Annotated in this window: 20 protein-coding genes and 1 pseudogene; 15 read left to right on the top strand and 6 right to left on the bottom strand. The window is 68.2% G+C overall.

Features of this window, described 5'->3' with window-relative positions; translation table 11 throughout:
* Positions 1 to 39 precede the first annotated feature (39 nt).
* The 3 genes from AAF430_09750 to AAF430_09740 are packed head-to-tail and all read left to right on the top strand — an operon-like array spanning position 40 to position 3,268.
* A complete protein-coding gene (locus AAF430_09750; protein MEM7410502.1) occupies positions 40 to 894 on the top strand; it encodes a hypothetical protein in 855 nt (284 codons plus the stop codon).
* A gap of 38 nt (positions 895 to 932) precedes the next feature.
* Positions 933 to 2,120 carry a right-handed parallel beta-helix repeat-containing protein gene (locus tag AAF430_09745; GenBank protein ID MEM7410501.1) on the top strand — a complete coding sequence of 396 codons (1,188 nt, stop codon included), beginning with the start codon at positions 933 to 935 and terminating at the stop codon, positions 2,118 to 2,120.
* Between the two features lie 20 nt (positions 2,121 to 2,140).
* Complete coding sequence (locus AAF430_09740; protein ID MEM7410500.1) at positions 2,141 to 3,268, top strand: right-handed parallel beta-helix repeat-containing protein; 1,128 nt, start codon at positions 2,141 to 2,143, stop codon at positions 3,266 to 3,268.
* Between the two features lie 117 nt (positions 3,269 to 3,385).
* Here AAF430_09740 and AAF430_09735 read toward each other — a convergent pair whose 3' ends face one another.
* The 5 genes from AAF430_09735 to AAF430_09715 form a co-directional block, all read right to left on the bottom strand.
* Entirely contained in the window at positions 3,386 to 4,531 is a 1,146-nt protein-coding gene (locus AAF430_09735) for an epoxide hydrolase family protein (GenBank protein ID MEM7410499.1), read from the bottom strand.
* A 71-nt stretch (positions 4,532 to 4,602) separates the two neighbouring features.
* Positions 4,603 to 5,049 carry a gluconate 2-dehydrogenase subunit 3 family protein gene (locus tag AAF430_09730; GenBank protein ID MEM7410498.1) on the bottom strand — a complete coding sequence of 149 codons (447 nt, stop codon included), beginning with the start codon at positions 5,047 to 5,049 and terminating at the stop codon, positions 4,603 to 4,605.
* Positions 5,050 to 5,051: 2 nt separating this feature from the next.
* A complete protein-coding gene (locus tag AAF430_09725; GenBank protein ID MEM7410497.1) occupies positions 5,052 to 6,668 on the bottom strand; it encodes a GMC family oxidoreductase in 1,617 nt (538 codons plus the stop codon).
* 99 nt (positions 6,669 to 6,767) lie between these two features.
* Complete coding sequence (locus AAF430_09720; GenBank protein MEM7410496.1) at positions 6,768 to 7,757, bottom strand: SDR family NAD(P)-dependent oxidoreductase; 990 nt, start codon at positions 7,755 to 7,757, stop codon at positions 6,768 to 6,770.
* 129 nt (positions 7,758 to 7,886) lie between these two features.
* The gene (locus tag AAF430_09715) at positions 7,887 to 8,969 is read right to left on the bottom strand and encodes an alkene reductase (protein ID MEM7410495.1); all 1,083 of its coding nucleotides are present in this window, start codon (positions 8,967 to 8,969) and stop codon (positions 7,887 to 7,889) included.
* A gap of 130 nt (positions 8,970 to 9,099) precedes the next feature.
* Here AAF430_09715 and AAF430_09710 point away from each other — a divergent pair, with 130 nt between their 5' ends.
* From AAF430_09710 to AAF430_09695, 4 genes are all read left to right on the top strand, one after another.
* Positions 9,100 to 10,134 (top strand): TIGR03857 family LLM class F420-dependent oxidoreductase, encoded by a 1,035-nt coding sequence (locus AAF430_09710; protein ID MEM7410494.1) that lies wholly within the window; start codon positions 9,100 to 9,102, stop codon positions 10,132 to 10,134.
* Positions 10,135 to 10,144: 10 nt separating this feature from the next.
* Positions 10,145 to 10,855, top strand: coding sequence for an HAD-IA family hydrolase (locus AAF430_09705; protein ID MEM7410493.1), 711 nt, complete (start codon positions 10,145 to 10,147; stop codon positions 10,853 to 10,855).
* A 22-nt stretch (positions 10,856 to 10,877) separates the two neighbouring features.
* A complete protein-coding gene (locus tag AAF430_09700) occupies positions 10,878 to 12,110 on the top strand; it encodes a sulfotransferase (protein ID MEM7410492.1) in 1,233 nt (410 codons plus the stop codon).
* 225 nt (positions 12,111 to 12,335) lie between these two features.
* Positions 12,336 to 14,627 carry an MMPL family transporter gene (locus AAF430_09695; GenBank protein ID MEM7410491.1) on the top strand — a complete coding sequence of 764 codons (2,292 nt, stop codon included), beginning with the start codon at positions 12,336 to 12,338 and terminating at the stop codon, positions 14,625 to 14,627.
* A gap of 10 nt (positions 14,628 to 14,637) precedes the next feature.
* Here the strand turns inward: AAF430_09695 and AAF430_09690 are convergent, their stop codons facing one another.
* Positions 14,638 to 16,233 (bottom strand): wax ester/triacylglycerol synthase family O-acyltransferase, encoded by a 1,596-nt coding sequence (locus AAF430_09690; protein MEM7410490.1) that lies wholly within the window; start codon positions 16,231 to 16,233, stop codon positions 14,638 to 14,640.
* Between the two features lie 353 nt (positions 16,234 to 16,586).
* On the opposite strand from AAF430_09690, the gene AAF430_09685 reads away from it, so the two are divergent.
* The 8 genes and pseudogenes from AAF430_09685 to AAF430_09650 all read left to right on the top strand — a co-directional run bounded on the left by AAF430_09685 (position 16,587) and on the right by AAF430_09650 (position 26,431).
* A complete protein-coding gene (locus tag AAF430_09685) occupies positions 16,587 to 18,089 on the top strand; it encodes a circularly permuted type 2 ATP-grasp protein (GenBank protein MEM7410489.1) in 1,503 nt (500 codons plus the stop codon).
* Positions 18,086 to 19,072, top strand: a complete 987-nt coding sequence (locus tag AAF430_09680) for an alpha-E domain-containing protein (protein ID MEM7410488.1) — start codon at positions 18,086 to 18,088, stop codon at positions 19,070 to 19,072. The genes AAF430_09685 and AAF430_09680 overlap by 4 nt, the downstream gene beginning before the upstream one ends.
* Positions 19,069 to 19,944: a transglutaminase family protein gene (locus AAF430_09675; GenBank protein ID MEM7410487.1), complete on the top strand. Its 876-nt coding sequence runs from the start codon at positions 19,069 to 19,071 to the stop codon at positions 19,942 to 19,944. Before AAF430_09680 ends, AAF430_09675 begins: the two co-directional genes overlap by 4 nt.
* Positions 19,945 to 20,092: 148 nt before the next feature.
* Positions 20,093 to 20,719: an ANTAR domain-containing protein gene (locus AAF430_09670; GenBank protein ID MEM7410486.1), complete on the top strand. Its 627-nt coding sequence runs from the start codon at positions 20,093 to 20,095 to the stop codon at positions 20,717 to 20,719.
* A complete protein-coding gene (locus AAF430_09665; protein ID MEM7410485.1) occupies positions 20,716 to 22,011 on the top strand; it encodes a CmpA/NrtA family ABC transporter substrate-binding protein in 1,296 nt (431 codons plus the stop codon). Before AAF430_09670 ends, AAF430_09665 begins: the two co-directional genes overlap by 4 nt.
* A gap of 307 nt (positions 22,012 to 22,318) precedes the next feature.
* Complete coding sequence (locus AAF430_09660) at positions 22,319 to 23,689, top strand: CmpA/NrtA family ABC transporter substrate-binding protein (GenBank protein ID MEM7410484.1); 1,371 nt, start codon at positions 22,319 to 22,321, stop codon at positions 23,687 to 23,689.
* 57 nt (positions 23,690 to 23,746) lie between these two features.
* On the top strand, positions 23,747 to 24,766 hold the full coding sequence (locus tag AAF430_09655) for an ABC transporter permease (GenBank protein ID MEM7410483.1): 1,020 nt from the start codon (positions 23,747 to 23,749) through the stop codon (positions 24,764 to 24,766).
* Positions 24,766 to 26,431 (top strand): annotated as a pseudogene (locus tag AAF430_09650) (ABC transporter ATP-binding protein). Before AAF430_09655 ends, AAF430_09650 begins: the two are co-directional and overlap by 1 nt.
* Positions 26,432 to 26,434: the final 3 nt, after the last annotated feature.

Genomic DNA, 26,434 nt, shown 5'->3' with positions numbered 1-26,434 from the left:
TGCGAGCCAGCCGGCTCGCCCAGACCAGGAGGGACCGCCATGCGGAAACGGGAGTTCTGTACCCGCGCGTCGCGCCGCCGATCCGCGGGATGGCGCCATGCCTGGGCCGCGATCGGGTTGGCGCTCTTCGCCGCCCCGGTCGGCGCGATCGACGTCTCCCCCGACATCACCTTGTCGCTGGGCGGCGTGACCGTCCAGGACGAAGACGTGGCCGAAGACCTGGGCGGCGTGATCGGCCTGCTGCCCCTCGGCAGCCTGCCCGCGAATGCGGACATCGTGGGCTACGAGGATCTCGGGGGAGAGTTCCTGCTCGCCTTCGACACCACCGTCTCCCTCTCGCCCGGTGGGGTCACTGCCGAGCGCCGCGACGTCGTCCGTTGGGACGGGTCCACCTACAGCCTCGAGTTCGACGGGAGCGCCGAGTCCATTCCCGACGGCGTCGCGATCGACGCGGTCGGCGTGGGGGCGGCGTCCGAGCTGTTGCTCTCCTTCGACACCACGGTGGCGTTGCCGGTCGCGGGAACCGTCGACGACGAAGAGGTCGTGGCGTTCTCGGGCGGTAGCTACAGCGTCTTCTACGACGGTAGCGGCCTCGGCAGTGCGGCACTGACCCTCGACACCGATGCCGTCCAGCTCATGCCGAACGGCGACATCCGACTCTCCTTCGATCGCAGCGGCCTAGTCAGCTCGATCTTCTTCGACGACGAGGACGCCCTCGACTACACGCCGGGCAGCGGCACCTGGTCACTCGCCTACGACGGCACGGGGTCCGACGCGAACTGGGGTGCCGGCGACCTGGTGGCACTCCCGGAACCGGGTCTCTCGAGCGTTCTGCTCGGGGCGGCCCTCGTCGCGGCACTCGCCCGGCGACGCGACGACGGAGACGCGTCGTGACCATCGCTCTTCCCTCTCTCTGGACTGGAGGATCTTCCATGCAGCGCATCATTCGCTCTCTTCTCGCCGTCGCCGCGACGGGCGCCCTGCTCGGGTCCGCCCCTGCCGGCGCCGTGGACGGCGTGATCGAACTCAACCAGGCCTTCATCACGGCAGGCGGTGGCTTCCCGTACCAGATCGGGAGCGGCAGCTTCGTGCTCACCGGTAGCTTGACGCCGCCCTCGGGTTCCGGGGCCCTGCTCGTGATCGCCGACGACGTGACGATCGACCTGAACGGCTTCACGATCGACGGCGGTTCGGGCGGGTGCACGGGCTCGGGCGTCACGATCAGCTGCCCAAGCGGCGCGGGGATCGGGATCAACGCGATCGGCCGCAGGCGCGTGACGGTGCGCAACGGCTTCCTGCGCAACTTCGCGAGCGACTGCATCTCGCTCGGAACCGAAGGGGTCGCCGAGCGGCTCCACGTGACCGGTTGCTCGGTGCGCGGCATCGATGCCGGTGCGATCGCGCTGGTGCGCGAGAACATCACGACGCGGAACGGCGGCGACGGGATCGGTGGAACGACCGAAGTCCAGGCCGTCGACAACGTCAGTTTCGGAAACGGAGGTCGCGGTATCCGGCTCACGGGGAACGCCCTCGTGTCAGGGAACGTCACCGAGGCCAACGGCAGCTTCGGGATCAGCACCGAGAGCCAGAGCCGGATCAGCCACAACGTGGCCGCCGCCAACGAACTCGGTGGGATCGACACCAACAGCCGCGGTCAGGTCGAGCAGAACGTCGCTTCCTCGAACCCGTCGGGTCCCGGCATCCTCGCGCAGAACGACATGTCCGTCGCCGAGAACGTCACCTTCGGCAACGGCTCGGTGGTGCCTTCCCACGGCATCGACTGCAACTTCCGCTGCAGCATCGTCGCGAACGCGTCCGCCGGGAATACGAACGACGGCATCCAGACGGGCGGTTCCGGGCTGGTGCAGCACAACGCGACCCACGCGAACGCGGGTGACGGCATCGACTGCGACGCCCTCTCCGCGTTCTCCTGCGCCGTCGTCGGGAACTTCGCCCAGGACAACGTGGCGGGCTTCGGGCTGCGCCTGACCGCCGCCGGAGCCGTGTCGGGCACCTACAAGAAGAACCTGTTCACGTCGAACCTGCTCGGCAACGTGAACCAGTCCGGGATCGACCCGGGCATGCAGAACAGCTGCGCGGGCACGGTTCCGTGCCCGTAGCGTCGATGAGGAGTTCGACCATGCGAATCGCGAGTCTATTCTTCTGTCTGAGTGCTCTCGTGTCGTTTCCGCTCGGCGCGATGGCCGTCGACGGCGTCATCGAGATCAACGACAACCGCGCCGTCGCGGGCAGCGTCACCCCAGGCGACACAGGGGGATATCCGGTGTCGATCACGGTTGCGGGAAGCTACCGGCTGACCTCGGACCTCTCGGGCATCATTGCCGTGTCCAGCGGCGTCGGCCCGGTCGAGATCGATCTGAACGGCTTCACCGTGGACGGGGGCGGTCAGGTCGGCAGCGGCATCAACGGGGCCCTCGCCGGCGCGGGGATGGTGGTGCGAAACGGCGTGGTTCGGAACTTCACCGTTTCGTGCGTCCGGGTCGGCGACGAAGGACGCGTAGACCGCGTGCTTACGGAAGACTGTCAGACCGGGATCAGCACGGGCGTCCACTCCATCGTCACGCGGAGTCACGCGCGAGACCACACGCTCAACGGGGTCAGCGCAGGCATCGGCAGCCGCGTCTCCAGCACGGTCACCGAGGGGAACACAGGCGACGGCGTCCAGGCGGGCGCGCGGTCGGTGACGAGCCAGACGCTCACGCGGGGAAACAACTCCGCTGGCCTCGATCTCGGAAGCGAATCCGTGAGCTTCGGCAACGTCGTCGCCGGGAACGGTGTCGGCATCGCCCTGGATTCGCGCAGCGTCGCGGACGGGAACACGATCGGCTCGTCCGCCGGGGGCGGGTTGTCGGCCGGGGATGATGTCGTCCTCGTGCGGAACAACGCCTCGGACAACGATGCTGCGGCGGGAATCCTCTGCAACGGCCGCTGCGTGGTGAAGGGCAATCTCGCCGCGAACAACACGGGCATCGGCATCGGGGTCGACGACGGCGCGAACGTCGTGGCCAACACGTCCTCGAACAACACCCTGCAGGGCTTCAGCTGCTCGGGCGGGTCAGAGATCTGCCACTTCGTCGGCAACACCGCGATCGCGAACGGCGGCTCCGGGTTGGTGCTCGACGCTGCCTCGCTCACGGGCAGCTACAAGGACAACACGTTCAACTCGAACAGTGGAAGCGACGTCAATCAGACCGGACGCGACCCGGGCTTCCTGAACAACTGTTCGGGCACGGTGCCCTGTCCCTAACTCTCCTGGTCGGACGGGGCTGCGGGACGAGCCGGCGGATCGACGACCTCGGGGTCGCGGGCCGCCGGCTCTCCTTCGCTCACGCGGACGCGTCGTCCCGGCCAGTGCCGGGCGCGCTCAGCGCAGGCCGCGGAAGCAGCTGCGCACTTCGTTCACGAAGGTCTCGGGCACTTCGAAGGCGGCGAAGTGGCCGCCCTTCTCGAGCTCGTTCCAGTAGCGGAGATCCGTGAAGCGCTTCTCGGCCCAGCGCCGCGAGGAGCGGAAGATCTCCTTCGGGAAGATGCTGCAGCCTGTGGGGATCGTGACCGGATCGAGGGCCGCCCCCTCGCTCCCGAAGCTCTCCCAGTAGAGACGCGCCGAGGAGGCCGCGTTTCCGGGCAGCCAGTAGAGCATCACGTTGTCGAGGAGCTCGTCGCGAGTGAGCACGTTCTCGGGATGACCGTCACAGTCGGTCCAGGCCCAGAACTTCTCGAGGACCCAGGCGGCCTGGCCCGTGGGTGAATCGACGAGGCCGTAGCCGAGGGTCTGGGGCCGCGTGCTCTGTTGCTTCGAGTAGCCCGAGTCCCATTGCTGGTAGTGCTGAATGGACGCGAGCGCGGCCTGCTCGCCGGGTGTCAGATCGTTCATCGTCTCGGGGTCCGGCGGGGCGATCGGCATGTTGAGGTGGATGCCCGCGCAGTGCTGGGTGTCCTGGATGCCGATCCGCGTGGTGACCATCGCGCCCCAGTCGCCGCCCTGGGCGACGTAGCGGTCGTAGCCGAGACGAGCCATCAGCGCGGCCCAGAGGTCGGCGATCCGCTCGACGCCGGTTCCCGAGGTCGCCGGCTTCGACGAGAAGCCGTAGCCGGGCAGCGACGGGCAGACGACATGGAATGCGTCACCGGCGTCGCCACCGTGGGCCGTCGGATCCGTGAGGGGCTCGATGACTTTCTGGAACTCGACGATCGAGCCGGGCCAGCCGTGGGTGATCACGAGGGGCAGGGCATTCTCGTGGGGAGACCGCACGTGGATGAAGTGGATGTCCAGTCCCTCGATCTCGGTCTGGAACTGCGGGAAACGGTTGAGACGCGCCTCGCGGTCACGCCAGTCGTACTTCTCGGCCCAGTAGGCGCAGACTTCCTGCACGTAGGCGAGGGGGATGCCCTGGGACCAGTCGTCGACGGCTTCGGCTTCGGGCCAGCGCGTCGTGCGCAGGCGGCGACGGAGGTCGTCGAGTTCCTCGTCGCTGGCTTCGATGCGGAAGGGGCGGATCGCGTCGGACATCGGGGGGGTCTCCCAGTTGTGGCGGGCAGCGCAAAAGGCCCGCGCATCATCGCCCCTGCCGGGTTCCGCGTCTAGATCTCGCGGTAGCGCGGGCCCCGGGCGCGCACGGCTTCGAGGCCCGAGAGATCACCCGTTTCCAGTGCGTAACCCTTCGGGAAGGGCGCCCGGCCCTCGAGCCCGAGCGCTTCCATCACCCGGGGCTCCTGGTAGTAGACCGCGTAGGTGTGGAACACGAGCCCGCCCAGGGCGCCTGGGTCTGCCGCGTCGAAGCCACGCAGCACGGCCTCGCGCTCGGCACCCGGCAGGTCCGCGAACGCCTGGCCCGTCTGCGCGCGGCTGAAGGCATCGAGCGCGGCGAGTCCGTCCGCCCAGCCTGACGGTCCACAGCGTTCCCAGACCTCGGGTCCGATGCCGAGGCTGCCGGCCGCGGCGACACCCCCGTTGGGGTGCGCGGGGAGCAGCGTGTCGAGCACGGCGGCGAAGCGCGTCGCCAGTTGCGGATCGAGGGGAGGGGGCATGGTCAGTCGAAGAGGGTCTCGAGGTTGCGTTTGATCTGATCGGCGACGTAGAGGCTGAAGGCCTGGATCGTATTCGTCGGGTTCACACCGCCCGAGGTGACGAACACGCTGCCGTCGATGACGAAGAGGTTGGGGACGTCGTGGCTGCGGCCCCAGGCGTTCACCACCGAGCGTTCCGGGTCTTCGCCCATGCGTGTCGTGCCCATCAGGTGCCAGCCCGCGACGCCCAGCGGTGCTTCGGTCAGGGTCTCGACGGCGCCCGCGGCGCGCAGCACTTCGTCTCCGCGCGCGACGCCGTGCTCGAGCATGCGGCGGCTGTTCTCGCTCAGCGTGTAGTCGATCTTCGGGGCGGGGATGCCGTCGGCGTCGACCCGCTCGGGATCGAGCGTCACCTGGTTGTGTGCTTCGGGCAGGTCTTCGCAGATCACGACCATGCCCGCGGTCTTGTCCCAGAGCGTGTCAAAGCCGGCATGATGGCCTTCGCCCCAGGGCACGCGACCCGTCGCCATTCCCATGTGGGCCGTCGAGATCGGACCCATCCCCCGCAGCATCTCGAACGAATAGCCGCGCACGAAGTCGCGGGCCGCGTCGGTCTCGTAGAACTCCTGACAGATGAGGGAGCAGCCGGTGGGTCCCTTCCAGCCTTCGAGTCGTTCTTCGAAGATCCCGTTGACCAACCCGTAGGGGTGGAACATCAGGTTCTTGCCGACGAGACCGCTGCGGTTCGCGAGACCGTCGGGGAAGGCGCTCGACTTCGAGTTCAGCAGCAGGCGAGGCGTGCCCACGCCGTTGCACGCCATCACCACGATCTCGGCGCGGATCTGGTGCTCGTTGCCGTCGGCGTCTAGATAGATCGCGCCGCTCGCGAGCCCTTCGGCGTCGACCGTGATCTCGCGAACCCGCGCGTGGGTCCGGACCTCGACGCCGGCGCGCACGGCGGCGGGCCAGTAGGTGACGTCGGTGCTGCCCTTCGCGCCCTGGGCGCAGCCCAACAGGCACGGCCCGAGATTGATGCACGGGGCGCGCCCCGCGTGTTCGCGCGTCGCGATGGCGCTGTCCGACGGCCACCAGTGCCAGCCGAGGCGGTCGAAGCCCGCGGCCAGGGTCTCGCCGAGTTTCCCGAGCGGTACCGGAGGCAGGGTGGGCTTCTTCGGCGGGTAGGCCGGGTCACCGGCCAGCCCGGCGACGCCCATCATCTCGGCGTTCAGGTCGTACCAGGGCTCGAGGGTGGCGTAGTCGATCGGCCAGTCGTCGGCGACGCCGTCGAGACTGCGCACGCGAAAGTCGGAGGGGTGGAGACGCGGGAAGTGGGCCGCGTAGAGGATCGTGCTGCCCCCGACCGCGTTGAAGTTCGAGATCTTGATCGGCGAGGCGTCGTCGTTGACCGGGTAGTCCTCGCGACGGCCGCGGCCGTTGGGGCTGAAGCCGAAGGTTCCGAAGCGCTCGAGTTCCCACGCCCTTCGGTTGGTGGGGTAGTCGGTGGGCTTCATCCAGTCGCCCTGCTCGAGACACACGATCCGCATGCGCGTCTCCGCCAGGCTCCAGGCGAACGCCGCGCCGGCCGCACCGGCACCGATGATCAGGACGTCGACGGAGTCGTCGGCGGGCGTCGAGCTCAAGGCATCCTCCGAGGGCGCCAGTCTGCGCGACCCGCCCCGCGCCGTCCATCGTTTCCGCGCTCCGCGCGACCGCAGGGGCGCGCGGAGCGCAGACGTCTGTCAGCTGGTGGGATCGGAGTCGCCGAACTGGTCGAGCGCCCAAGGCGTCTCGGACTGGAAGCGCTCCATGAAGCCCGGCTCGTAGGCCTCTTCGGGCGCTTCACGGACCAATCGGTCGAGCACGTGGGCGTCGTCGCCGACGAGGATGCGCCAGCGCTCCTCGCGGACGCCCTGGAGGATGATCGCTGCCGCCTCGGCCGCGCTCATGGGCGCGTCGTCGCGGAACGACTCGGCGCGCTGCTGCATGAACTGGCGGATCTGGTCGTTGGTGACCTCGCCGAGTTCGACGCCGGCGTCGGCCATGCGCTCGCGCATCGATTCGAGCTCGCTCTCGGGGAGCTCCTTCGGGTCACGGCCCAGAATGCGACCCGAGTTGATCACGATCGACGTGCCGATGTGTCCCGGCATCACGACCGAGACCTTCACGTGGGGGGCGTGGACGCGGAAGTCGTTGACCAGCGCTTCGGTGAAACCCTTCACCGCGAACTTCGCCGCGCTGTAGGCCGAGTGGGAGGTGAGCGGTCCGAGCGATGCCCAGAAGCCGTTCACGCTGCTGGTGTTCACCAGATGGGCCTCGTCGGCGGCGACGAGCAGGGGCACGAAGACGCGCGAGCCGTAGTACACGCCCTTCCAGCAGACGTCGAAGGTGCGTTCCCACTCTTCGCGCTCGTCGGCGACGAAGCTGACGGCAGCGCCGATTCCTGCGTTGTTGAACACGAGGTTGACGTGCTTCGCGCCGTGCTCGCGCATGACGTCGTCGCGGAACTGGATCATCTGTCCTTCGTCGGCGACGTCGCAGAGGCTGGTGGACACCCGCACCCCGTCGGTTCCCTTCTGCTCGCACAGCGCCCGCGTCTGCGCCATCGCCTCTTCGGAGACGTCACAGATCGCCACGTGACAGCCGGCGGCTGCGAGCTGCACTGCGAGCTCGCGACCCATGCCGGTGCCGCCGCCGGTGATCACGGCGATCTTGTCTCGGAAATCCTTCATCGGGGGGCCTCCTCGGTGGGGGAATCAGGAATGGGGGTTCGCGAGTCCGGTCGCGAGTTTCCGTCCGGGATGGGGCGCTCGATCATGGCGCGCTCCGGGGTGACGCGCACCTGTGGCGGGTGGCGCCGTCTAGGCGTCTCCCAGGGCGGGATAGTCGCTGTAGCCGGCGGCGCCCGGGGTGTAGAGCCGCTTCGGGTCGAAGCGCGCCAGCGACGCGCCCTGGCGAAACCGCTCCACGAGATCCGGGTTGGCGATGAACGATCGGGCGAAGGCGACGGCTGCGACCCGTCCGCCCGAGAGCACGGCGCGCGCCTCGTCGGCGTCGTAGCTGTCGTTCGTGATGAGCGGCCCCGAGAAGCCCGCCAGCGCCAGCGCGATGTTGTCGAGGGGCACGCCGTGGAGCCGGATCACGTGCAGGTAGGCGAGGCCCATGGGGTTCACGGCCTCCAGCAGGGCGCGGAAGGTCTCCTCCGGGTCGTCGTCGGAGAGATCGTTGAAGGGATTGCCCGGACAGATGCGCAGCCCGACGCGGTCGGCTCCGGCCACGTCGGCCATCGCGCCGAGGACTTCCAAGGGGAAGCGCAGCCGGTTCGCGAGGCTGCCGCCGTAGGCGTCGGTCCGCTGGTTCGTCCCCGTCGAGAGGAACTGGGCGGGCAGGTAGCCGCTGGTTCCGTGCAACTCGACGCCGTCGAAGCCCGCGTCGAGGGCGCGCCGGGTGGCACGCGCGTACTCGTCGACGACTCCCGGGATCTCTTTGGTGGCGAGTGCACGGGGCGCCTCGAAGGCCTGCATGCCCCCGGTGTCCGTGAACATCTCCCCGCGCGCGGTGACGGCGGAGGGGGCGACGGTCTCGGCGCCGGCCGCCTTGTTGTCGCGGTGGGCGACCCGCCCGACGTGCATCAGCTGGGCCACGATGCGGCCGCCGGCCGCGTGGACCCCATCGACCACGCGTCGCCAGCCATCGACGTGGGCGCCGCTCGCCAACCCCGGCGTACGGCAGTAGCCCTTGCCGTCTTCGCTCGGGTAGATGCCCTCGCTGATCAGCAGCCCCGCACTCGCCCGCTGCGCGTAGTAGTCCGCCATGACCTCGGTCGGGGCACCGTCGACATCGGCGCGCGAGCGCGTCATCGGCGCCATCACGACGCGGTTGGTCAAGGCGAGAGCACCAAGCCGCGTGGGGGCGAAGAGCGGGTCGTCGGGGGCGTCGGGCATGCGCGAATCTCGAGCACTGGACGCTAGCGCGTCCGGGTTGGGCTGGATTCCGGCGCCGCGAAATCGGTATCGTCGCGCATTCCACCGCCAGGCCGGGCCACCGACGGTTCCAGGCCGCTACGGAGTAGACGTGCCCCACTTTCCCGAACTCGGGTGCTACCTGCTGGCCGGCCAGCCGAAGTCGGTGCGCGACCTGCTCACGGAAGCGCGCGACGCCGAGGCCCTGGGAATCGGGACGGCGTTCCTTTCGGAGCGCTACGACTCGAAGGAGATCGCGACGATCTCGGGCGCCGCCGGTGCGGCGACCGAACGCATCCGGATCGCCACCGCGGCGACGAATCACAACACCCGTCACCCGATGGTGACGGCCGGCTTCGCGCTGACGATGCACGGGCTCACGGGCGGTCGCTTCGTCCTGGGCATCGGCCGCGGGATCGAGGCCATGCAGAAGGCCTACGGCATCCCCCCGATCACGACCCGTCAGATGGAGGAGTTCGCGGGTCTGGTGCGCAAGCTGCTCGGCGGCGAACCGGTCGTGGGCTACGACGGCGTGCTCGGTCAGTTTCCGTTCCTGAAGCTCGGAGCGAACGTTGCCGACGAAGTCCCGCTGGCCCTGGTCGCCTTCGGGCCGAACTCGCTCGCACTCGGCGGACGTTGCTTCGACGAAGTGATCCTCCACACCTTCTTCACCGACGAGACCACCGCACGCTGCGTGCGTGCGGTCAAGGAAGCTGCCGAGAAAGCGGGGCGCGACCCGGCGAGCGTGAAGGTGTGGTCGTGCTTCGCCACCCTCGGCGACCATCTGCCCTACGAGAAGCGTCTGATGAAATCCGTCGGGCGTCTGGCCACCTATCTCCAGGGCTACGGCGACCTGCTCGTCCGGACGAACGACTGGGATCCGGCCGTGCTCGAGCGGTTTCGCGCCGACAGCGTCGTGCAGAGCGTGCCGGGCGCGATCGACAAGCTCGCGACCACGGAGCAGCTCGAACACATCCAGGGGATCCTGCCCGACAGCTGGCTCGCGCCGTCGGCCACCGGGACGCCCGGGGCGTGCGTGGAGGCCGTCCGCGGACAGTTCGCACTCGGTTGCGACGGGGTGATCCTCCACGGCGCGACGCCCACCGAGTTGGCGCCGATCGTCGCCGCCTACGCGGAAGCGGTCTGAGCGCACGCAGATGGACCGACCGAAGACCCTGCTCCTCGATCTCGACAACACGCTGATCGACTACCAGCTCGACTTCGTCGGCTGCTGGCGACGCGCAACCGAGGAGACCGCAACGGCCCTGGGGTTCGACGACGCGGGCGCTTTGCTCGGCGCGCTGCGCCGCGAGGTTCGCAAGAGTTTCGGGGATCCGTCGGAGAACTGGCTCACGCGCGACCTGCGGGTCGCGATCCACGAGAGCGCCTCGCGGGCGCTCCAGAGCGTGTCGCTTTCCGACGCCCATGCCGGAGAGCTGGTGGATCGCTACGACGAGGTCCGCGACGCGACGACCTGTCTGTTTCCCGGCGCCCTCGAGACGATCGAGCGCTTTCGCGCCGAAGGCACCTGCATTGGGATGGTGACGAACGGCAACGCAGGCCTGCAGCGCTCGAAGATCCGGCGCTTCGCCCTGGCCCCGTATTTCGATTCGATTCACGTCGAGGGCGAGGTCGGCGTCGGGAAGCCCGATCCCCGGATCTTCCAGGCCGCGCTGGACGCCAACGCCAGCACGCCGGAAGACACCTGGATGGTCGGGGACAACCTCGACAAGGACGTCGCCGGCGCCCAGTACGTCGGGATCCATGCGGTCTGGTGCGATTCCCAGCGCGAGGGGCTCGCGCCGGCCGCCGACGTGGCGCCGGACCGGATCGTGCATCGGGTCTCGGAGCTCTGGGGCGCCGAATGAGTGCGATCACACCGGAGACCGTATGAGCGAGACGCCGACCGGCCTCGAGGGGCTGTACACGCGGCCCGACTGGGTCCGTCGCATCAATGCGATGGGACCGGCCGTCGGGGGTGCTGCGCGACTCGTGCCCCTCGACGTCGACGCGCTCGTGGACGAGGCCCAGGCGTCGACCGGACTCTCGGATTTCGGTGCGGTCGATGGCGACTGGCGGGCCCGGCTCGACGGGCTGGTGGCCTCGCTCGAAGCCGACGCTGCGCTCCACGTGGTGGGCCGCCTGATGACGCGCCAGGAGATCCTGCGTGGCCTGCGCACCCGACTGCTGCTCACCGCGCACCGCGCCGCGAACCCCGCGGTGGCGGAAGAACGGGTGGAGGCGCCGCTGATCGTGACGGGGCCGGCGCGATCGGGGACCTCGATCCTCTTCGAACTGCTCTCCCTCGATCCGGCGGCGCGTGGACCCCGCGGCTTCGAGGCGATGCACCCGGTTCCCTTCGACGGCCACGCGCGCGACGACTATTCGCTCTTCGGCGAGGCGGAGCAGGAACTCTGGTCCGACGTGCAGCCCGAGTTCGCGGCGATCCACGAGCTGCGCTCGGAGCTGCCGGTCGAGTGCATCACCCTCACGCTCCCGTCCTTCTCGGGCGGTCACTGGCCGACGGTGGCGAACGTCAGCTCCTGGATCCCCGATTTCGCGGCGTCGATGCGCTTCCACGAGGCGCTGCTCCAAACGCTCCAGGCGGGAACGCCGCGTCGTCACTGGGTGTTGAAGACGCCCATGTACCTCTTGATGATCGACCTCTTGTTCGAGACCTACCCCGACGCCCAGGTGGTCCTCACCCACCGCGACCCGCTGAAGACCGCGCCGTCGGGGTTGAGTACGCTCGCCACGTCGCGCTGGCTGCGCAGCGACGCGGTGGACGTCGCGGGCACGCTGAGCGACGGGATGGCCGCGATGATGCTCGCGGTGGGACAGCGCCGGGCGAGCGGAGATCTGACCCAGGGCTTCGCCGACCTGCACTTCCAGGACCTGATGCGGGACCCGGTCGCCGCGATCGAAGCGGCCTACGGAGCGCTCGGTCGATCCTTCGCGGGTGAGCACGCCGATGCCATTCGCAGCTACCTCGCGGCGAAGCCGCGCGGCAAGCACGGCGCCCACCGCTACAGCGCGGCCCAGTGGGGGATCGATCCGGTGGCCCTGCGCGAACAGACCCGTCCCTATACGGACCACTACGGAGTCGCGCTGGAAGAAGAGTAGGGCGCCGCGCACCCGCGCCGCCCGCTTCCGCCAGTCTCCGTCCCGGCTCCCCGGCCCCGGCCTGAATCTTCGCCCGAACGGCTTCGGACCGTGAAGTGGTTCATACGTCTCCGGGCCCGTTCCGCCGCACCTTGAACTCGTCGAGGGGCTGCGGCGTGGGCGCGAGGGAAGGCGGTCAGGCGTAGCGGCTCCCGAACTCTGGGCCCTCACCCATCGGGAGATGTGATGCGCACGCTGCAAGCCTGGATCCGGAATCGCTCGGGCCGGGTTCTCGGAATCTTCTTCGTATTGGCCGTCGCCGCGGCGGGCTTCGCCACCCGGATCCAGATCGATGGGAGCGTGGAGCGTCTCCTGTTGCGCTCGGATCCCGCGCGGGCCCTCGACGCCCAGGCGAAGGTCGAGTTCGGCAACGACGAGATCATCATGGTCGGCCTCGAGCTGGGCGCGCCCTACACGGCCGAAGACCTGCGACGCCTCGCCGCGCTCTCCGAGGAGCTCGCCGAACTCGACCACGTGCGTCGTGTACGAGACCTCTCTTCGACCGAGGACATCCGCGGGGTGGGCGACACCCTCGATGCCTCGTCGCTGGTCGATCTGGAGACCCTCGAGCGCGATTTCCCCGCCATTCGAGATCGCGCCACCGGCCACCCGCTCTACGAGGACCTGCTGGTCTCCAAAGACCGGAAGAGTCTCGGCATCCTGGTCTACGCCGACGTGGCGCGCTCGAACGACGCCGCCCTGGCCCAGCTGACCGGTGCGGTGATCGAGCTCGTCGACCGCCGCGCGCCCCCCTGGAAGGCCCACTTCGCGGGATACCCGGTCACGGCCTACGAAGTGAACCGCATCGTGAAGCGCGACCTGGCGCTGCTGACCCCGCTCTCGCTGTTCGCGATCGGTCTCGTGCTCCTGGCCGTCACGCGCCGACCGTCCTCGCTGGTGCTCCTGGTCGTTCAGATCGTCTGGGTCGAGCTGATCGCGCTCGCCTGGCTCGGCCTCAGCGGGACGCCGATCAACGTGATCATGTCGGCGCTCCCGACCTTCCTGGTCGCGACCTCGGGCACCTATGTGCTCTACGCCATCGGCTTGGCCACGCGGGTCGCGGACAGCGAGGAGCCCGGCGTCGCGTTGGTGGCGCTGCTCTGGCGGCCCGCACTCCTGTCGGCGGCGTCGACGGGGATCGGCTTCGCGTCCCTTCGCACGATCGGCATGCAGTCGGCCGGCGACCTCGGTCTGGCCCTGGCCGTGGGAATCGCGGCGGCGGCCCTCGGCGTCCTGGTCCTGATCCCCGCGCTGATCCAGTACTTCCGCCTGCGGGTCGCGGCCCCCGACCTCCCGCGCTTCCGCCGCTTCGCGCGCGGCGGGGTGCGACTCGCTCGGCGTCCGGCGATCGCGATCGGGGCCGCCTTCGTCCTGCTGGCGGCCTGTCTGCCCGGGCTCGCGCGTCTGGAGGTCCACACCGACACGCTCCAATACTTCGACGCAGACAGTCGGGTCCGGCGAGGCGCCCAGTTCTTCCAGGACGAGCTCGCCAGCGCCTTCCTGTTGAACGTCGTGATCCGCGGCCCCGAGGAGGGGAGGGCGCTCGATCCCGACTTCCTGGCCTTCGTCGAGGATCTGCGGGCGCGCATCGAGCACACGCCGGGCGTCGATCGCACGATCTCGATGCTCGACTACTTCGGGCTGATGGACGCCGCGATGCGGCCCGGCGAACCGGGTCGAGCGAACCCGGGAAGCCGGGCGACCGCGGCCCAGTATCTGCTGCTCTACGAGTCGAGCGGCGATCCGGACGACTACGAGCGCTACCTCAACTTCGAACGCTCGGCGCTCAGCCTGATCGTCAGCGTGCACGGTGGCTCGACCGTGTATCTCGAAGCTGCACGCCGGATCGACGAGTGGGCCCGATCCGCTCCGCCCGACGTGCGCGTCGACACGCTGGGAACCACCTACCTGTACTCGAAGGCGATGGACGACCTCAGCCACGGCATGTTCCGCGGCCTCGCCCTGGCGAGCTTCTTGATCTTCGGCGTGTTGGCGATCGGCCTTGGTTCGTTCTCGCTCGCGGGTCTGGCGATGGTGCCCAACCTCCTGCCGCTCGTGGTGGGTGCGGGTGTGATCGGTTGGTGGGGGATCCCCATCTCGATGAGCATCAGCCTGATGGGCTGCATCGCACTCGGGATTGCGGTGGACGACACCACCCACGTGGCGAGTCACCTGTCGCGGCGCGACAGCCTCGAGCGGCTCTACGACGTCGTCGGGCCCCCGATCCTGTTGACCACTGTCGCCCTGTGCACGGGATTCTCGGTTCTCCTGTGGAGTGACTTCGCCTTCGTGAGCGTGCTCGGCGCGGCCGTGCTGGTGTCCATGCTGCTCGCGCTCGCCGCCGACCTGTGGCTGCTGCCGTCGCTCCTGACCTGGGCGGGCTACGTCCGGACCCAGGGCGATCGCATCTCCCGGCTGCGCGGCCCCCGCAAGCGCGAGACGAAGGAGCGCTACGAGGACATCGCTCCCCGCTGGTAGCGGGTGCTCCTCAGTGGGCGACGGCGGGTTCGCTCGCGGCCAGGTCGTCGTAGGCGGGGGCCGGGCTCTCCCGGGTGCGACGCTTGCGTTTCGAACCCTGACGCTTGCGCGCGCGGGTGGGCTTCGCGCGCGTCCCGGCCTCGGAATCCGCGGGTTCGCTCGGCGCTTCGGTTCCGGTGCGGCGAGCCATGAACTCGGTCACCGCGGCCGAACGCAAGGCCTCGAAGGACACCCGTACGTCGTCGACGAAGCGCGCGACGTCGGGGACCAGCTCGTGGTCGGCGTTGAAGCCCCAGCAGAGCTTCCCCTCGTAGCTGAACAGGGCCACACCGAGACCACCGCCGGGTAGCAGGGGCACGAGCGGATACATCCCGTACATGCGCGCCCCCACCGCGTAGAGCGGGAACTGGGGGCCGGGCACGTTGGTGACGATCATGTTCGCGGGCCCCTGGGCGAGCGCGACGCTGCGCTCGAGAACGGGCGTCGGTAGCCACTCCGCCGCGAGCATCAGGGTGTCGACGGCGAGGGCGGCGCGCTCCTTCTTGAGCGCACGGGTCGTCTCCTGGATCGCGGCGAGCTGCTGGAGCGGTTCGTCGATCTGCAGGGGGAGGGGCACGATCCAGGTGGAGACGTGGTTCCCCTGGCGCCGGTCGTGTCCCTTCTCGCGCGTGCTCACCGGCGCGGCGACGCGGAAGTCGAGGTTGCGGTAGTCGACCCGGCGTCGGAACAGGTACCTCCGGACGGCACCGCACACCGTGGTCAGCACGACGTCGTTCATCGTGCAGCCGAGTTCTCGGCTGACGTCGGCGAGATCCGACATCGGCATCGTCAACCAGTCGAGCCGACGGTGGGGGCCGAGGTCGCCGTTGAGGGGCGTTTCCGAAGCCGGACGCAACGCGTACTCGAGCATGCGACCGAGGGACTGGAGGCGTTCCCCCCAGCCGGGACCTTCCGGGGTTTCGGCGACCGGAGGCTCGCTTCCGGCGAGCCCGGCGATCGCCGAGAACGGGCGCTTCAGCCCGACCCGCACGGCGTCGGCCAGCAGCTCGGGGGTCGTCGGCTCCGGACGCGGCATGAAGGGCACGGGCTCCGGGATCTCCAGCCGCGGCGACGCCGACATCAAGATCTGCGAAAGGTCCGCGCCCGCCGCACCGTCGATCATGCAGTGGTGGATCTTGTTGAGGATCGCGACCTGGCTCCCGTTCTCGACGCCTTCGATCACCCAGATCTCCCAGAGTGGGTGGCGGCGGTCCAGGGCCCGCGCATGAATGCGCGCCGTGAGCTCCTTCAGCTGGGCCTGGCTCCCCGGCTTCGGGAGGGCGATGTGGCGAATGTGGTAGCCGAGGTCGAAGCGCCGATCGTCGACCCAGATCGGCCAGCCCTCGACCGGCGTGTACGCGAGCTTCTGCCGATAGCGGGGGATCCAGTGGAGCACGCCCTCGATGGCCCGGCGGTAGAGGTCGATGTCGATGCTGCCGGTATCGGTGCACAGCGGTTCGGCTTCGAAGATCGCGACCGCCCCCACGTGCATGGGCTGGTTGGGACCCTCGGCGTACAAGAAGGTGGCGTCCTGTGCGGACAGTCGCTCGTAGGCGTAGCGCGCCATCTCGATCCCCCTTGTCGGTGGTGGTCCAGGTCCGACGCTCGCGACCCTCCCACCTCTTGAGACTCGACTGCGATTGCAACACCCGTGCCCGGACGCAGTCGTCCCGACGCGCGATTCGCTGCGCGTGTGCAGACGTCTCACGCCCTCTCACCGGAGCGGCGACCCCATCGATGGACCCGGCGCCTCGTTCGGCGCGCTCTCAGGCGGGCGGCACTGGGCACGGCTGCCGAAACAACGGGCAGGCCTCCGACGGCCCGGAGCGCAAAATACGACCCGATCGGGTCGATATCGGCGCGAACGCGCCTCGACCCACCCGATCGGCTTTCGGCACACCCTTTGCGAGTAGGTCGCGCATGCCGGGCGGCTTGCAACCCCTCGACCCCGAATCCCGCGCGCCGGCGTCGCTGCCGTACCGAGTCGTGTCGGAGCACCACGACGGCGTCGTCGGTGCCGATGGCGCGCCTCACACGTCGTGCCGCGCGCTCTGGGAGCACCTGGAGCGGATGGGACCCAGAGGTCTCCAAGCGGTCCAGCGCGACGCGGAACTCTCCCTGCTCAACCAGGGCATCACCTTCACGGTCTACTCCGACGACCGGGGCACGGAGAAGATCTTTCCCCTCGACGTGATTCCGCGGATCGTGACCGCCGAGCGCTGGGCACACATCGAAGCCGGGCTCCAGCAGCGCATTCGCGCGCTGAACCTCTTCCTTCACGATCTCTATGGCGACCAGAAGATCCTGAAGGATGGCGTGATCCCGACCGAGCTGGTCGTACGGTCTCCGCACTTCTGTCGGGCGATGGTCGGGACGAAGGTGCCGGGCGACGTCTTCATCCACGTTTCGGGAACCGATCTCATCGAAGACGAGGACGGCGTCCCGCGCGTGCTCGAGGACAACCTGCGCGTACCATCGGGCGTTTCCTACGTGCTCGAGAACCGCATCGTCAGCTCCCGCGTGCTGCCCGACCTCCTGCAGCGCTACCGAGTGCGGCCCGTCGATCACTATCCCCAAACGCTGCTGGATGGGCTCCGCGCCGTCGCCGAGACCCCCAACCCGACCATCGCCGTACTCACGCCGGGCATCTACAACTCGGCCTACTTCGAGCACTCCTTTCTGGCCGCCCAGATGGGCGTGCAGCTCGTCGAGGGGCGCGACCTGGTGGTCGACGGGGAACGTCTCTACATGAAGACGACCGGCGGTCTGCGTCCCGTCGACGTGCTCTACCGGCGCGTCGACGATGCCTTCCTCGATCCCATCGCGTTCCGGTCAGACTCGGTCCTCGGCGTTCCCGGGCTGATGAGCGCCTACCGCAGTGGGCAACTCGTGCTCGCGAACGCGCCCGGAGCCGGCGTGGTCGACGACAAGGCGATGTACGCCTATGTGCCCCAGGCAATCCGCTACTACCTGAGCGAGGAACCCATCCTCGCCCAGGTCCCCACCTACCTCTGCCGCGAGCCCGAAGACCGGTCCTACGTCCTCGATCATCTGGACGAGCTGGTGCTCAAGCCCACCGACGGCTCCGGCGGCTACGGGTTGCTGGTGGGTTCCGCGGCCTCACAGGCCGAGCTCGAAGAGGGCCGCGTCCGAGTCCGCGAGGCTCCGGACCGATTCATCGCTCAGCCCATCCAGAAACTCTCCACCCTGCCGACACTCGTGCGCGGCAAGGAACTCGAAGTGGCGCCGCGCCACGTCGACCTGCGCCCGTTCGCCGTGTGCCGCTCCAGCGAGCGCATCGACGTCCTGCCCGGCGGGCTCACGCGCGTCGCGCTCCGCGAGGGCAGTCTGGTGGTCAACTCCTCCCAGGGCGGCGGCAGCAAGGACACCTGGGTGCTCTACGACGACGGTCCGACGCCATGATGCTCAGCCGTATCGCGCGCGGTCTCTATGAGCTGGGCCGCTCGATCGAGCGCTCTCAGAACGTCGTCCGCATTCTTGAGGTGAACCACAAGATGAACCTCGAGCGGGCGGCGATCGACGAATCGAACGCGTGGCTCGCGATCTCGGAATCCTTCGCGTGTGAGCTGGATCGGCCCGATGAACGCTCGCTCTACGACAGTCTGGTGCTCTCGGAGACCCACCCGCACTCGGTCCGGCGTTGCATCCAGGACGCACGGGACGAAGGTCGTGCGATGCGCGAGCACATCAGCGAAGAGATGTGGCTGCACCTGAACCGCACCTTCCTCGACCTCGCAGATCTCAGTTTCGCCTCGATCCTGCGCATCGGGCGCTCCCAGTTCAATCAACGGATCGAGGTGTTCGCGGACGGCTTCCATGGGCTGGCCGACGACACGATGATCCGTGGCGAGTCCTGGGCGTTCCTTCGGATCGGCAAGTTCCTCGAACGCGCCTCGATGATCGGGCGCATCCTCGAGATCAAACGGAAGGCGCTGTCGCTCGCGCCGGATACCGAGGGCGCGCCCATCGACATCCACCAGTGGCAGGCGCTGCTGCGCTCGCTCTCCGGCTACGAGCCCTATCGCCGCGCCTATGACGCCCGCATCGTGCCCGAACGCGTGTTGGCCTTCGTGCTGCGGCGGGACGACTTCCCACGGTCCCTCACCTGCACCCTGCGCGACCTCGAGCGGGCACTCGACGTGGTGGCCGGCAGCAACCCCGCGCAGATTCGGCTCGCACAGGAGCTCCGGCGCACCCTCGAAGACCTGCACCATCTCGACACCGCCGAGTTGATCGCCGGCGGTAGCTTCGAGAGCGAGCTGCTGCACTTGCGCCGGCGCTGCCACACGATGGAGGAGTGCATGGAGCTCGGGTACTTCACGAGCCTGCGCCCGGCGTCGACACCCATCGCCGCCGCACCTGGCGCGGCCCTGGTGCCCCAATGAAGCCTTGGGATCCGAAGGGGAAGGCCCTCTTGCTCGTGTCGCACACCACCCGGCTGCGCTACGCCGAGCCGGTGGTCGAGGCGCACAGCGAGGTGCGCAAGACCCCGGTCGATACGGGCCTCCAGCGGGTCGTGACCCAGAAGCTCGAGGTGACGCCTTCCGCACCGCTGGGCAGCTACTTCGACTACTTCGGCAGCCACGTCCATCACTTCAACTTGCTCGAACCCCATTCGGAGCTGACGATCAGTTCCGAGTCGGTGGTGGAGACCACCGACGCCGTCTGCTGCGGGCCCCAGGCCAGCGACGACCCGCGAAACTGGATGGAACGCCTCTCCGAGTACACCCACTGGTCGCCGTCGGTTCCCTATCTCGAGGCATACGGCGAGATCGACCACGATGTGGTGAACGATCTCGACGGCGACGCCTTTCTCGATGCGCTGCGTGGCCTGGGTCGCGTCTTCCGCGAGCGCTTTCGTTACGACCCGGATGCGACCGACGTGCACTCGAGCCCCGAGGTGTTGTTCGAGAAGGGGGGCGGCGTCTGTCAGGACCTCGCCCACGCCATGCTGGGCGTCCTGCGGCTCGCCGGCGTGCCGAGCCGCTACATCAGCGGCTACGTCTACGATCCGGTCGGCACCGACGAAGGCGATGCGGTGCAGGGCGCTGCCGCCAGCCACGCCTGGGTCCAGGCGTGGCATCCCGGGTTGGGATGGGTCGGGATCGACCCCACCAACGACAAGCTCGTCGACTGGCAGTACGTGCGCATCGCCGCGGGGCGCGACTACACCGACGTCCAGCCGCTGCGCGGGGTCTTCGTGGGCCCCGACGAACAGGCCCTCGAGGTCGACGTGAGCGTGCGTCGCATCGGCTGATGCAGTGGGCTGAGAACGGCGCGCCCGCGCCATTCCTCGCGCACACCGCAGTGCCTGCCCAGCGATTGAGCAATCTGAGTCGTGGTAGGCGCGGAGCGCGCGTTCGCGTCGGCACGTGACTTGCGATCCCTCCCGCCAGGAACCATCCGTGACCGAAAAGCTCCGTGTTCTCCTCGTCGACGATCGGCCCGATCGCGCCCGTGACCTCGCGCGCGACCTGGAACAGGCGGGGTGTCTCGTGGTGGCACAGCTCACCGGCCCCGTCGATCTCCACGCCACGCTGCGCGGCGTGCAGCCCGACGTCGTCGTGATCGACATGGATTCGCCCTCGCGCGACACGCTCGAGGACATGCACCGGATTCACCGCGAGCAGCCGCGTCCGATCGTGATGTTCGTGGACGACGGCGACACCGAGAGCATGCGTACCGCCGTGCGCGCCGGGGTGGCTGCGTACGTGGTGAAGGGCGCCACGCCCGAGCGGATTCGGCCGCTGCTCGAGCTCGCCTGCGCGCGCTTCGAGACGTTCCAGTCGCTCCGCGACGAGCTCGAGCGGGCCCAGTCGAGCCTGGCGGAGAGGAAGCTGATCGAGAAAGCGAAGGGAGTCTTGATGGAGACCCGGGGTCAATCCGAGCAGGAGGCCTTCAGTAGCATGCGAAAGCTGGCCATGGATCAGGGCAAACGGATCGTCGACGTAGCCCGTGCGGTGCTTTCGGCGGCCGAGCTGTTGGCTCCCGAAGCGAGCTCGGGCCGGCCTCCGCGCGGAGGCCGCACGTGAGTGACCCCGTCCAGACGAGGATCCATGCGGCCGGTTCCGAAGGGATCGAAAAGCCGCGCCTCCAGATCGGCTTCATCCCCCTCGCTGATTGCGCTCCCCTGGTGATCGCGAAGGAGCGTGGCTTCTTTCGCAAGCACGGCCTCGACGTGACCCTCTCCCGCGAGTCGTCCTGGGCCAGCCTGCGCGACAAGGTCGTGGCCGGCGCGTTGGATGCGGCGCCGATGCTCGCTCCCATGCCATTGGCCGCCGCGCTCGGCCTCGGGAGTCCGAGCGTCACGCTGTGCACGGGCCTCTCCTTGAGCCTGAATGGCAACGCGATCACCGTATCCGCCGATCTGCACGCGCGCCTCCGGGCCGAGCTGGGCACCGCTCCCCAGGATCCCGCGCTCGCGGGCGCGACCCTCGCTCGATTGATTGCCGCGGACCGAGAACGGGGGCGGCCGCCGCTGCGTTTCGGCGTCGTCTTTCCGTATTCGAGCCACGATCTGGAGCTTCGGTACTGGCTCGCGGCCGCCGGGATCGACCCGACCCACGACGTGCGGCTGCGGGTCGTGCCGCCGCCCTTCATGGTCGACCACCTCGAGCGGGACGAGATCGATGGCTATTGCGTGGGCGAGCCCTGGAACGCGGTCGCGGCCCAGCGCGGCAGCGGGCACACCCTCGTGACCAAGCACCAGATCTGGAACCACTCGCCAGAGAAGCTGCTCGGCGTCTCCGAACCCTGGCTCGAGCGTCACCCCAACACGCATCTCGCACTCTTACGCGCGCTGTTGGAGGCCGCGTGCTGGGCGGATGCCACCGAGCATCGCCAGGAAGTCTCTTACGTCCTGTGTGGCGAGAGCTTCGTCGACGCCCCCGGCGACGCCGTCCAGCGCTCGCTGTGCGGCGACCGTTCCGGTGCCGCCGAGCCCAACCTGCCCGTCTTCTATCGCAACGCCGCCACCCATCCCTGGGTCTCGCACGGGGTCTGGCTACTCGGACAGATGCTGCGCTGGGGCTACATCGAGAAGCCCTTCTGCGTACGGGACGTCGCCGAGTCCGTCTACCGCCCCGAATGGCACCGCCGCGCGGCCTCGGATCTCGGGCTGCCTGCGCCGTTGGAGGACGACAAGACCGAGGGCGGCCACCCCGCGCCCTGGGCTCTGGAAGCCAGCACCGAGGCCATCGCGATGGGTCCGGATCTGTTCTTCGACGGTCTTCGCTTCGATCCGAACGACTGGCTCGCCTACCTCGAGGCATTGCCCACGTCCGCGCTGCGCGTTCGGCTCGACGAACTCGCCGATCGGAACTGACGCGCCGCCTCGGGCACAAGAGTGCCGCTTCGCGCACGCACTGCGCGGCTCTTGAGCAGCAGCGCCACCGGCTTGGGCAACGCAGTGCGTCGAAGCGCGTCGAGAGGCGCCTGGGGTTGGCACGCGGATTGCTCTTGAAGCCCTCGAGTTCGGTGAACGGTTCGCTGAAGCCCAACGGGGGGTGAAGAACCGGACACCGCAAGAATGCAGCTTCTCGGACAACGGCGTCCGAAGCGGTCGAAGGTCGACCGTCTCGGACGCCGTTTTCGTTTTCCCGCAAACCATCGAGATCGAGGCACCCAACACCATGAACCGACTGCGCACCTCCCTCACTCGCGCCTTTTCGATCGGCTTCACCCTGCTCGCGCTGTGCCTGTCGAACACCGCGTTCGCAGAGATGCTCGACCTCGAGAAGGACGAGCTCAAATTCGGCTTCATCAAGCTCACCGACTGCGCGCCGCTCGTGATCGCCAAGGAGAAGGGCTACTTCGAGGAAGAGGGGCTCTTCGTGACCCTCGAAGCGCAGGCGAACTGGAAGATCCTCCTCGACCGGGTGATCGGCGGCGAGCTCGACGGTGCGCACATGCTCGCTGGCCAGCCGATCGGCGCGACGATCGGGATCGGCACCAAGGCCGACGTCATCACACCCTTCAGCATGGACCTGAACGGGAACGGCATCACGGTCTCGAACGAGATCTGGTCCCAGATGAAGAGCCACGACCCGGCCCTGGCGGCGTCGAAGATCGAGCGCCCGGTCACCGCCGACGCGCTGAAGCCCGTCGTCGAGGAGTACAAGGAACTCGGAACTCCCCTGCGCATGGGCATGGTGTTCCCGGTCTCCACCCACAACTACGAGATCCGCTACTGGCTGGCCGCGTCCGGAATCAGCCCCGGTTACTACACGCCCACCGACACCACGGGCACGACGAATGCCGACGTGCTGCTCTCGGTGACGCCGCCGCCCCAGATGCCCGCCACCCTCGAGCAGGGGACGATCCAGGGCTACTGCGTCGGCGAGCCCTGGAACCAGCAGGCCGTCTTCAAGGGCATCGGCGTCCCCGTCGTCACCAACTACGAGATCTGGAAGAACAATCCGGAGAAGGTCTTCGGGCTGACGCGGGAGTTCACCGAGAAGAACCCGAACACGACCACCGCGATCGTCAAGGCGCTGATCCGCGCCGGCAAGTGGCTGGACGCCACCCCCGCGAACCGCAAGGAAGCCGTGAAGATCCTCTCGCGCAGTGAGTACGTCGGCGCGGACGAGGAAGTCATCGCGAACAGCATGACGGGAACCTTCGAGTTCGAGAAGGGCGACAAGCGCAGCATGCCCGACTTCAATGTCTTCTATCGCTACTACGCGACGTACCCGTTCTACAGCGACGCGGTCTGGTTCCTGACCCAGATGCGGCGCTGGGGGCAGATCTCCGAAGAGAAGCCCGACGGCTGGTACGACGAGGTCGCGAAGAAGGTCTACCGACCCGACCTCTACCGAAAGGCGGCCGAGCTGTTGGTGGCCGAGGGGAAGATCGACGCCAGCGAGATTCCCCAGACCGACGGCTACAAGGCGCCGACGGGCGACTTCATCGATGGCGTCGTCTACGACGGCAAGAAGCCGAACGCGTACCTCTCGAAGTTCAAGGTCGGCAACCAGGCCGCGAAATCGGTCGCTTCGGAGTAGCACCACTCCGCTTGCGACGGGGCGCCCTGCGTCCCATTCACACCCCGAGGAATCGAAATGACTACGAAAGCGCGCGTCATCAACGGGTTCGAGTCACTGGGACTCGACTTCTTCGTCCCGATCCTGCGGTTGGCGACGGGGGACGACCCGGCCGCCCAGTTCCGCGAGATCCTGCGCACGGTCGGGATCCCGATCGTGGCGTTGGCAGTCTTCGGTCTCGGCTGGTCCTTCGTGGCGTCGAACATCGAGACGAGCATTGGCGCGGTTCCCGGGCCCGCCGAGGTCTGGCACGAGGCGGGCGTGCTCGTCGACGAACACCGTGCAGAGCGGGCGAAGGAAGTCGCCTTCTACGAGCGCATGGAGGGCCTGAAGGAGAAGTACCTCGCCGAGGGCCGCGAGTGGAAGGATCGCAGCTACTCGGGGAAGCCCACCTACTTCGACCAGATCGTCACGAGCCTGCAGACGGTCTTCGCCGGTTTTCTGATCGCATCGCTGATCGCGGTGCCGATCGGGATCCTGTGCGGGCTGTCGACGCTGTTCTACGCGGCCTTCAACCCACTGATCCAGATCTTCAAGCCGGTGTCGCCGCTGGCCTGGCTTCCGATCGTGATGATCCTCGTGAGTGCGCTCTACACGAGTGACGACCCGCTCTTCGAGAAGTCCTTCGTGAGCTCGGCCATCACGGTCGCGCTCTGCTCCCTGTGGCCGACGCTGGTGAACACGGCGCTGGGCGTCGCGTCGGTCGATCGCGATCACCTGAACGTGGCGCGGGTGCTCCGGCTCTCCTGGCCCGCGCAGGTGTTCAAGATCGTGATTCCGTCGGCGCTGCCGCTGATCTTCACCGGCCTGCGGCTCTCGCTGGGAGTCGGCTGGATGGTGTTGATCGCCGCCGAGATGCTGGCTCAGAACCCGGGCCTCGGGAAGTTCGTCTGGGACATGTTCCAGAACGGCAGCAGCTCGACGCTCGCCCAGATCATGGTCGCCGTCTTCACGATCGGCCTGATCGGTTTCGCCCTGGACCGCCTGATGATCACCCTCCAGAAGCTCGTGAGCTTCGACGGCGGAGCGACGGCCTGATGGCGGCGGAACCCTTCTTCGAGATGACCGGCGTCGGCAAGTCCTTCGGCGCCACCGAAGTCCTCCACGACGTCAATCTGCGGATGGACGAGGGGGAGTTCCTGGCCATCGTCGGATTCTCGGGCAGCGGGAAGACCACGCTGATCTCGATGATGTCCGGGCTCCTCGAGCCGGACCAGGGCGAGGTGGCGCTGCAGGGGAAGCCGATCGACGGGCCGGGGCCGGACCGCGGCGTCGTGTTCCAGAACTACTCGCTGCTGCCGTGGCTCACGGTCTTCGAGAACGTCGAGCTCGCCGTCAAGCAGGTGCGTCCCGACTGGTCGAAGGCGGAAAGGGCCGAGCACGTCGAGCGCTACGTCGACATGGTCCACCTGCTACCGGCGAAGGGGAAGTATCCGTCCGAGCTCTCGGGCGGCATGCGGCAGCGCGTGTCCGTCGCACGGGCCCTCGCGATGGACCCGAAGATGCTGCTCCTCGACGAGCCGCTCTCGGCCCTCGACGCGTTGACCCGTGCCGAGCTCCAGGACGAGCTCGAGCGGATCTGGGAGAGCGATCGCAAGACCGTCGTGCTCATCACCAACGACGTCGACGAAGCGATCCTGCTGGCGGACCGGATCATCCCGTTGCGTCCCGGTCCGCGCGCCACCCTTGGCGACAGCTTCCCGGTGACGCTGGCCCGGCCGCGCGATCGGCGGGCGGTCAACCACAACCCCGAGTTCAAGGAACTGCGCAACGAGATCACGGCCTATCTGGTGGCCGAAGGCCGTCGCGCCCAGCCCGCCGCCCGGGCCGAAGAACTCGTTCTCCCCGACCTCGCGCCGGCCGATCTGATGCCGCCGCGTGCGCCGATGGTGCGCTGAGAGGAGCGAAGCGATGGAACGCTTTCTCGAGATCGTCAAGCTTCGCAAGGTGTATCCCACACCCGCAGGACCCGCGGTCATCGTCGATGGCTTCGACCTCCGGGTGCGCCAGGGAGAGTTCATCACACTGATCGGCCATTCGGGCTGCGGCAAATCGACGGTGCTGTCGATGGTCGCTGGTCTGAACGAGATCACCGACGGAAACGTCGCTCTCGACGGCCGCGAGATCATGGGGCCTGGACCGGATCGGGGTGTCGTGTTCCAGGCCCCATGTCTCCTCCCTTGGATGTCGGCATTCGAGAACGTGATGCTCGGCGTTCGGCAGGTGTACCCGCACGGCACGAAAGTGCAGCAGCGCGAGATCGCCGAGTACTACCTCGCGCGAGTCGGGCTGCGCGACGCAATGCACCGCACGCCGCAGGAGCTCTCGGGCGGCATGTGTCAGCGGGTTGGCATCGCCCGAGCGTTCGCCCTCTCGCCGAAGATATTGCTGCTCGATGAGCCCTTCGGGATGCTCGATTCGCTGACGCGGATGGAGCTCCAGGACGTGCTCCTCGAGCTGTGGAGTCGCGACCGCAAGACCGCGCTGATGGTCACCCACGACGTCGACGAGGCGATCTTCCTGTCGGATCGGGTGGTGATGATGACCAACGGGCCCGCGGCGAAGGTCGGCGACATCCTGTCGATCGATCTGCCGCGGCCGCGCGATCGCGCGAAGATCCTCGAGCACCCCGACTACTACAAGTATCGAGAGCACCTGATCGGCTTCCTCGCCGATCAGGATCGCGAGAAAGAGGCGGCCTGACCC

The organism is Myxococcota bacterium (assembly GCA_039030075.1).
Classification (GTDB): Bacteria; Myxococcota_A; UBA9160; order UBA9160; family SMWR01; genus JAHEJV01.
This window is presented reverse-complemented; position numbering and strand designations above follow the sequence as displayed.

Bases quoted from the DNA above. Each gene is read 5' to 3' on its own strand.
- AAF430_09700 (MEM7410492.1), top strand. From the start codon at position 10,878: ATGAGCGAGACGCCGACCGGCCTCGAGGGGCTGTACACGCGGCCCGAC.
- AAF430_09730 (MEM7410498.1), bottom strand. From the start codon at position 5,049: ATGCCCCCTCCCCTCGATCCGCAACTGGCGACGCGCTTCGCCGCCGTG.
- AAF430_09740 (MEM7410500.1), top strand. From the start codon at position 2,141: ATGCGAATCGCGAGTCTATTCTTCTGTCTGAGTGCTCTCGTGTCGTTT.
- AAF430_09655 (MEM7410483.1), top strand. From the start codon at position 23,747: ATGACTACGAAAGCGCGCGTCATCAACGGGTTCGAGTCACTGGGACTC.
- AAF430_09680 (MEM7410488.1), top strand. From the start codon at position 18,086: ATGATGCTCAGCCGTATCGCGCGCGGTCTCTATGAGCTGGGCCGCTCG.
- AAF430_09720 (MEM7410496.1), bottom strand. From the start codon at position 7,757: ATGAAGGATTTCCGAGACAAGATCGCCGTGATCACCGGCGGCGGCACC.
- AAF430_09690 (MEM7410490.1), bottom strand. From the start codon at position 16,233: ATGGCGCGCTACGCCTACGAGCGACTGTCCGCACAGGACGCCACCTTC.
- AAF430_09685 (MEM7410489.1), top strand. From the start codon at position 16,587: ATGCCGGGCGGCTTGCAACCCCTCGACCCCGAATCCCGCGCGCCGGCG.
- AAF430_09675 (MEM7410487.1), top strand. From the start codon at position 19,069: ATGAAGCCTTGGGATCCGAAGGGGAAGGCCCTCTTGCTCGTGTCGCAC.
- AAF430_09735 (MEM7410499.1), bottom strand. From the start codon at position 4,531: ATGTCCGACGCGATCCGCCCCTTCCGCATCGAAGCCAGCGACGAGGAA.
- AAF430_09750 (MEM7410502.1), top strand. From the start codon at position 40: ATGCGGAAACGGGAGTTCTGTACCCGCGCGTCGCGCCGCCGATCCGCG.
- AAF430_09660 (MEM7410484.1), top strand. From the start codon at position 22,319: ATGAACCGACTGCGCACCTCCCTCACTCGCGCCTTTTCGATCGGCTTC.
- AAF430_09715 (MEM7410495.1), bottom strand. From the start codon at position 8,969: ATGCCCGACGCCCCCGACGACCCGCTCTTCGCCCCCACGCGGCTTGGT.
- AAF430_09745 (MEM7410501.1), top strand. From the start codon at position 933: ATGCAGCGCATCATTCGCTCTCTTCTCGCCGTCGCCGCGACGGGCGCC.
- AAF430_09705 (MEM7410493.1), top strand. From the start codon at position 10,145: ATGGACCGACCGAAGACCCTGCTCCTCGATCTCGACAACACGCTGATC.
- AAF430_09695 (MEM7410491.1), top strand. From the start codon at position 12,336: ATGCGCACGCTGCAAGCCTGGATCCGGAATCGCTCGGGCCGGGTTCTC.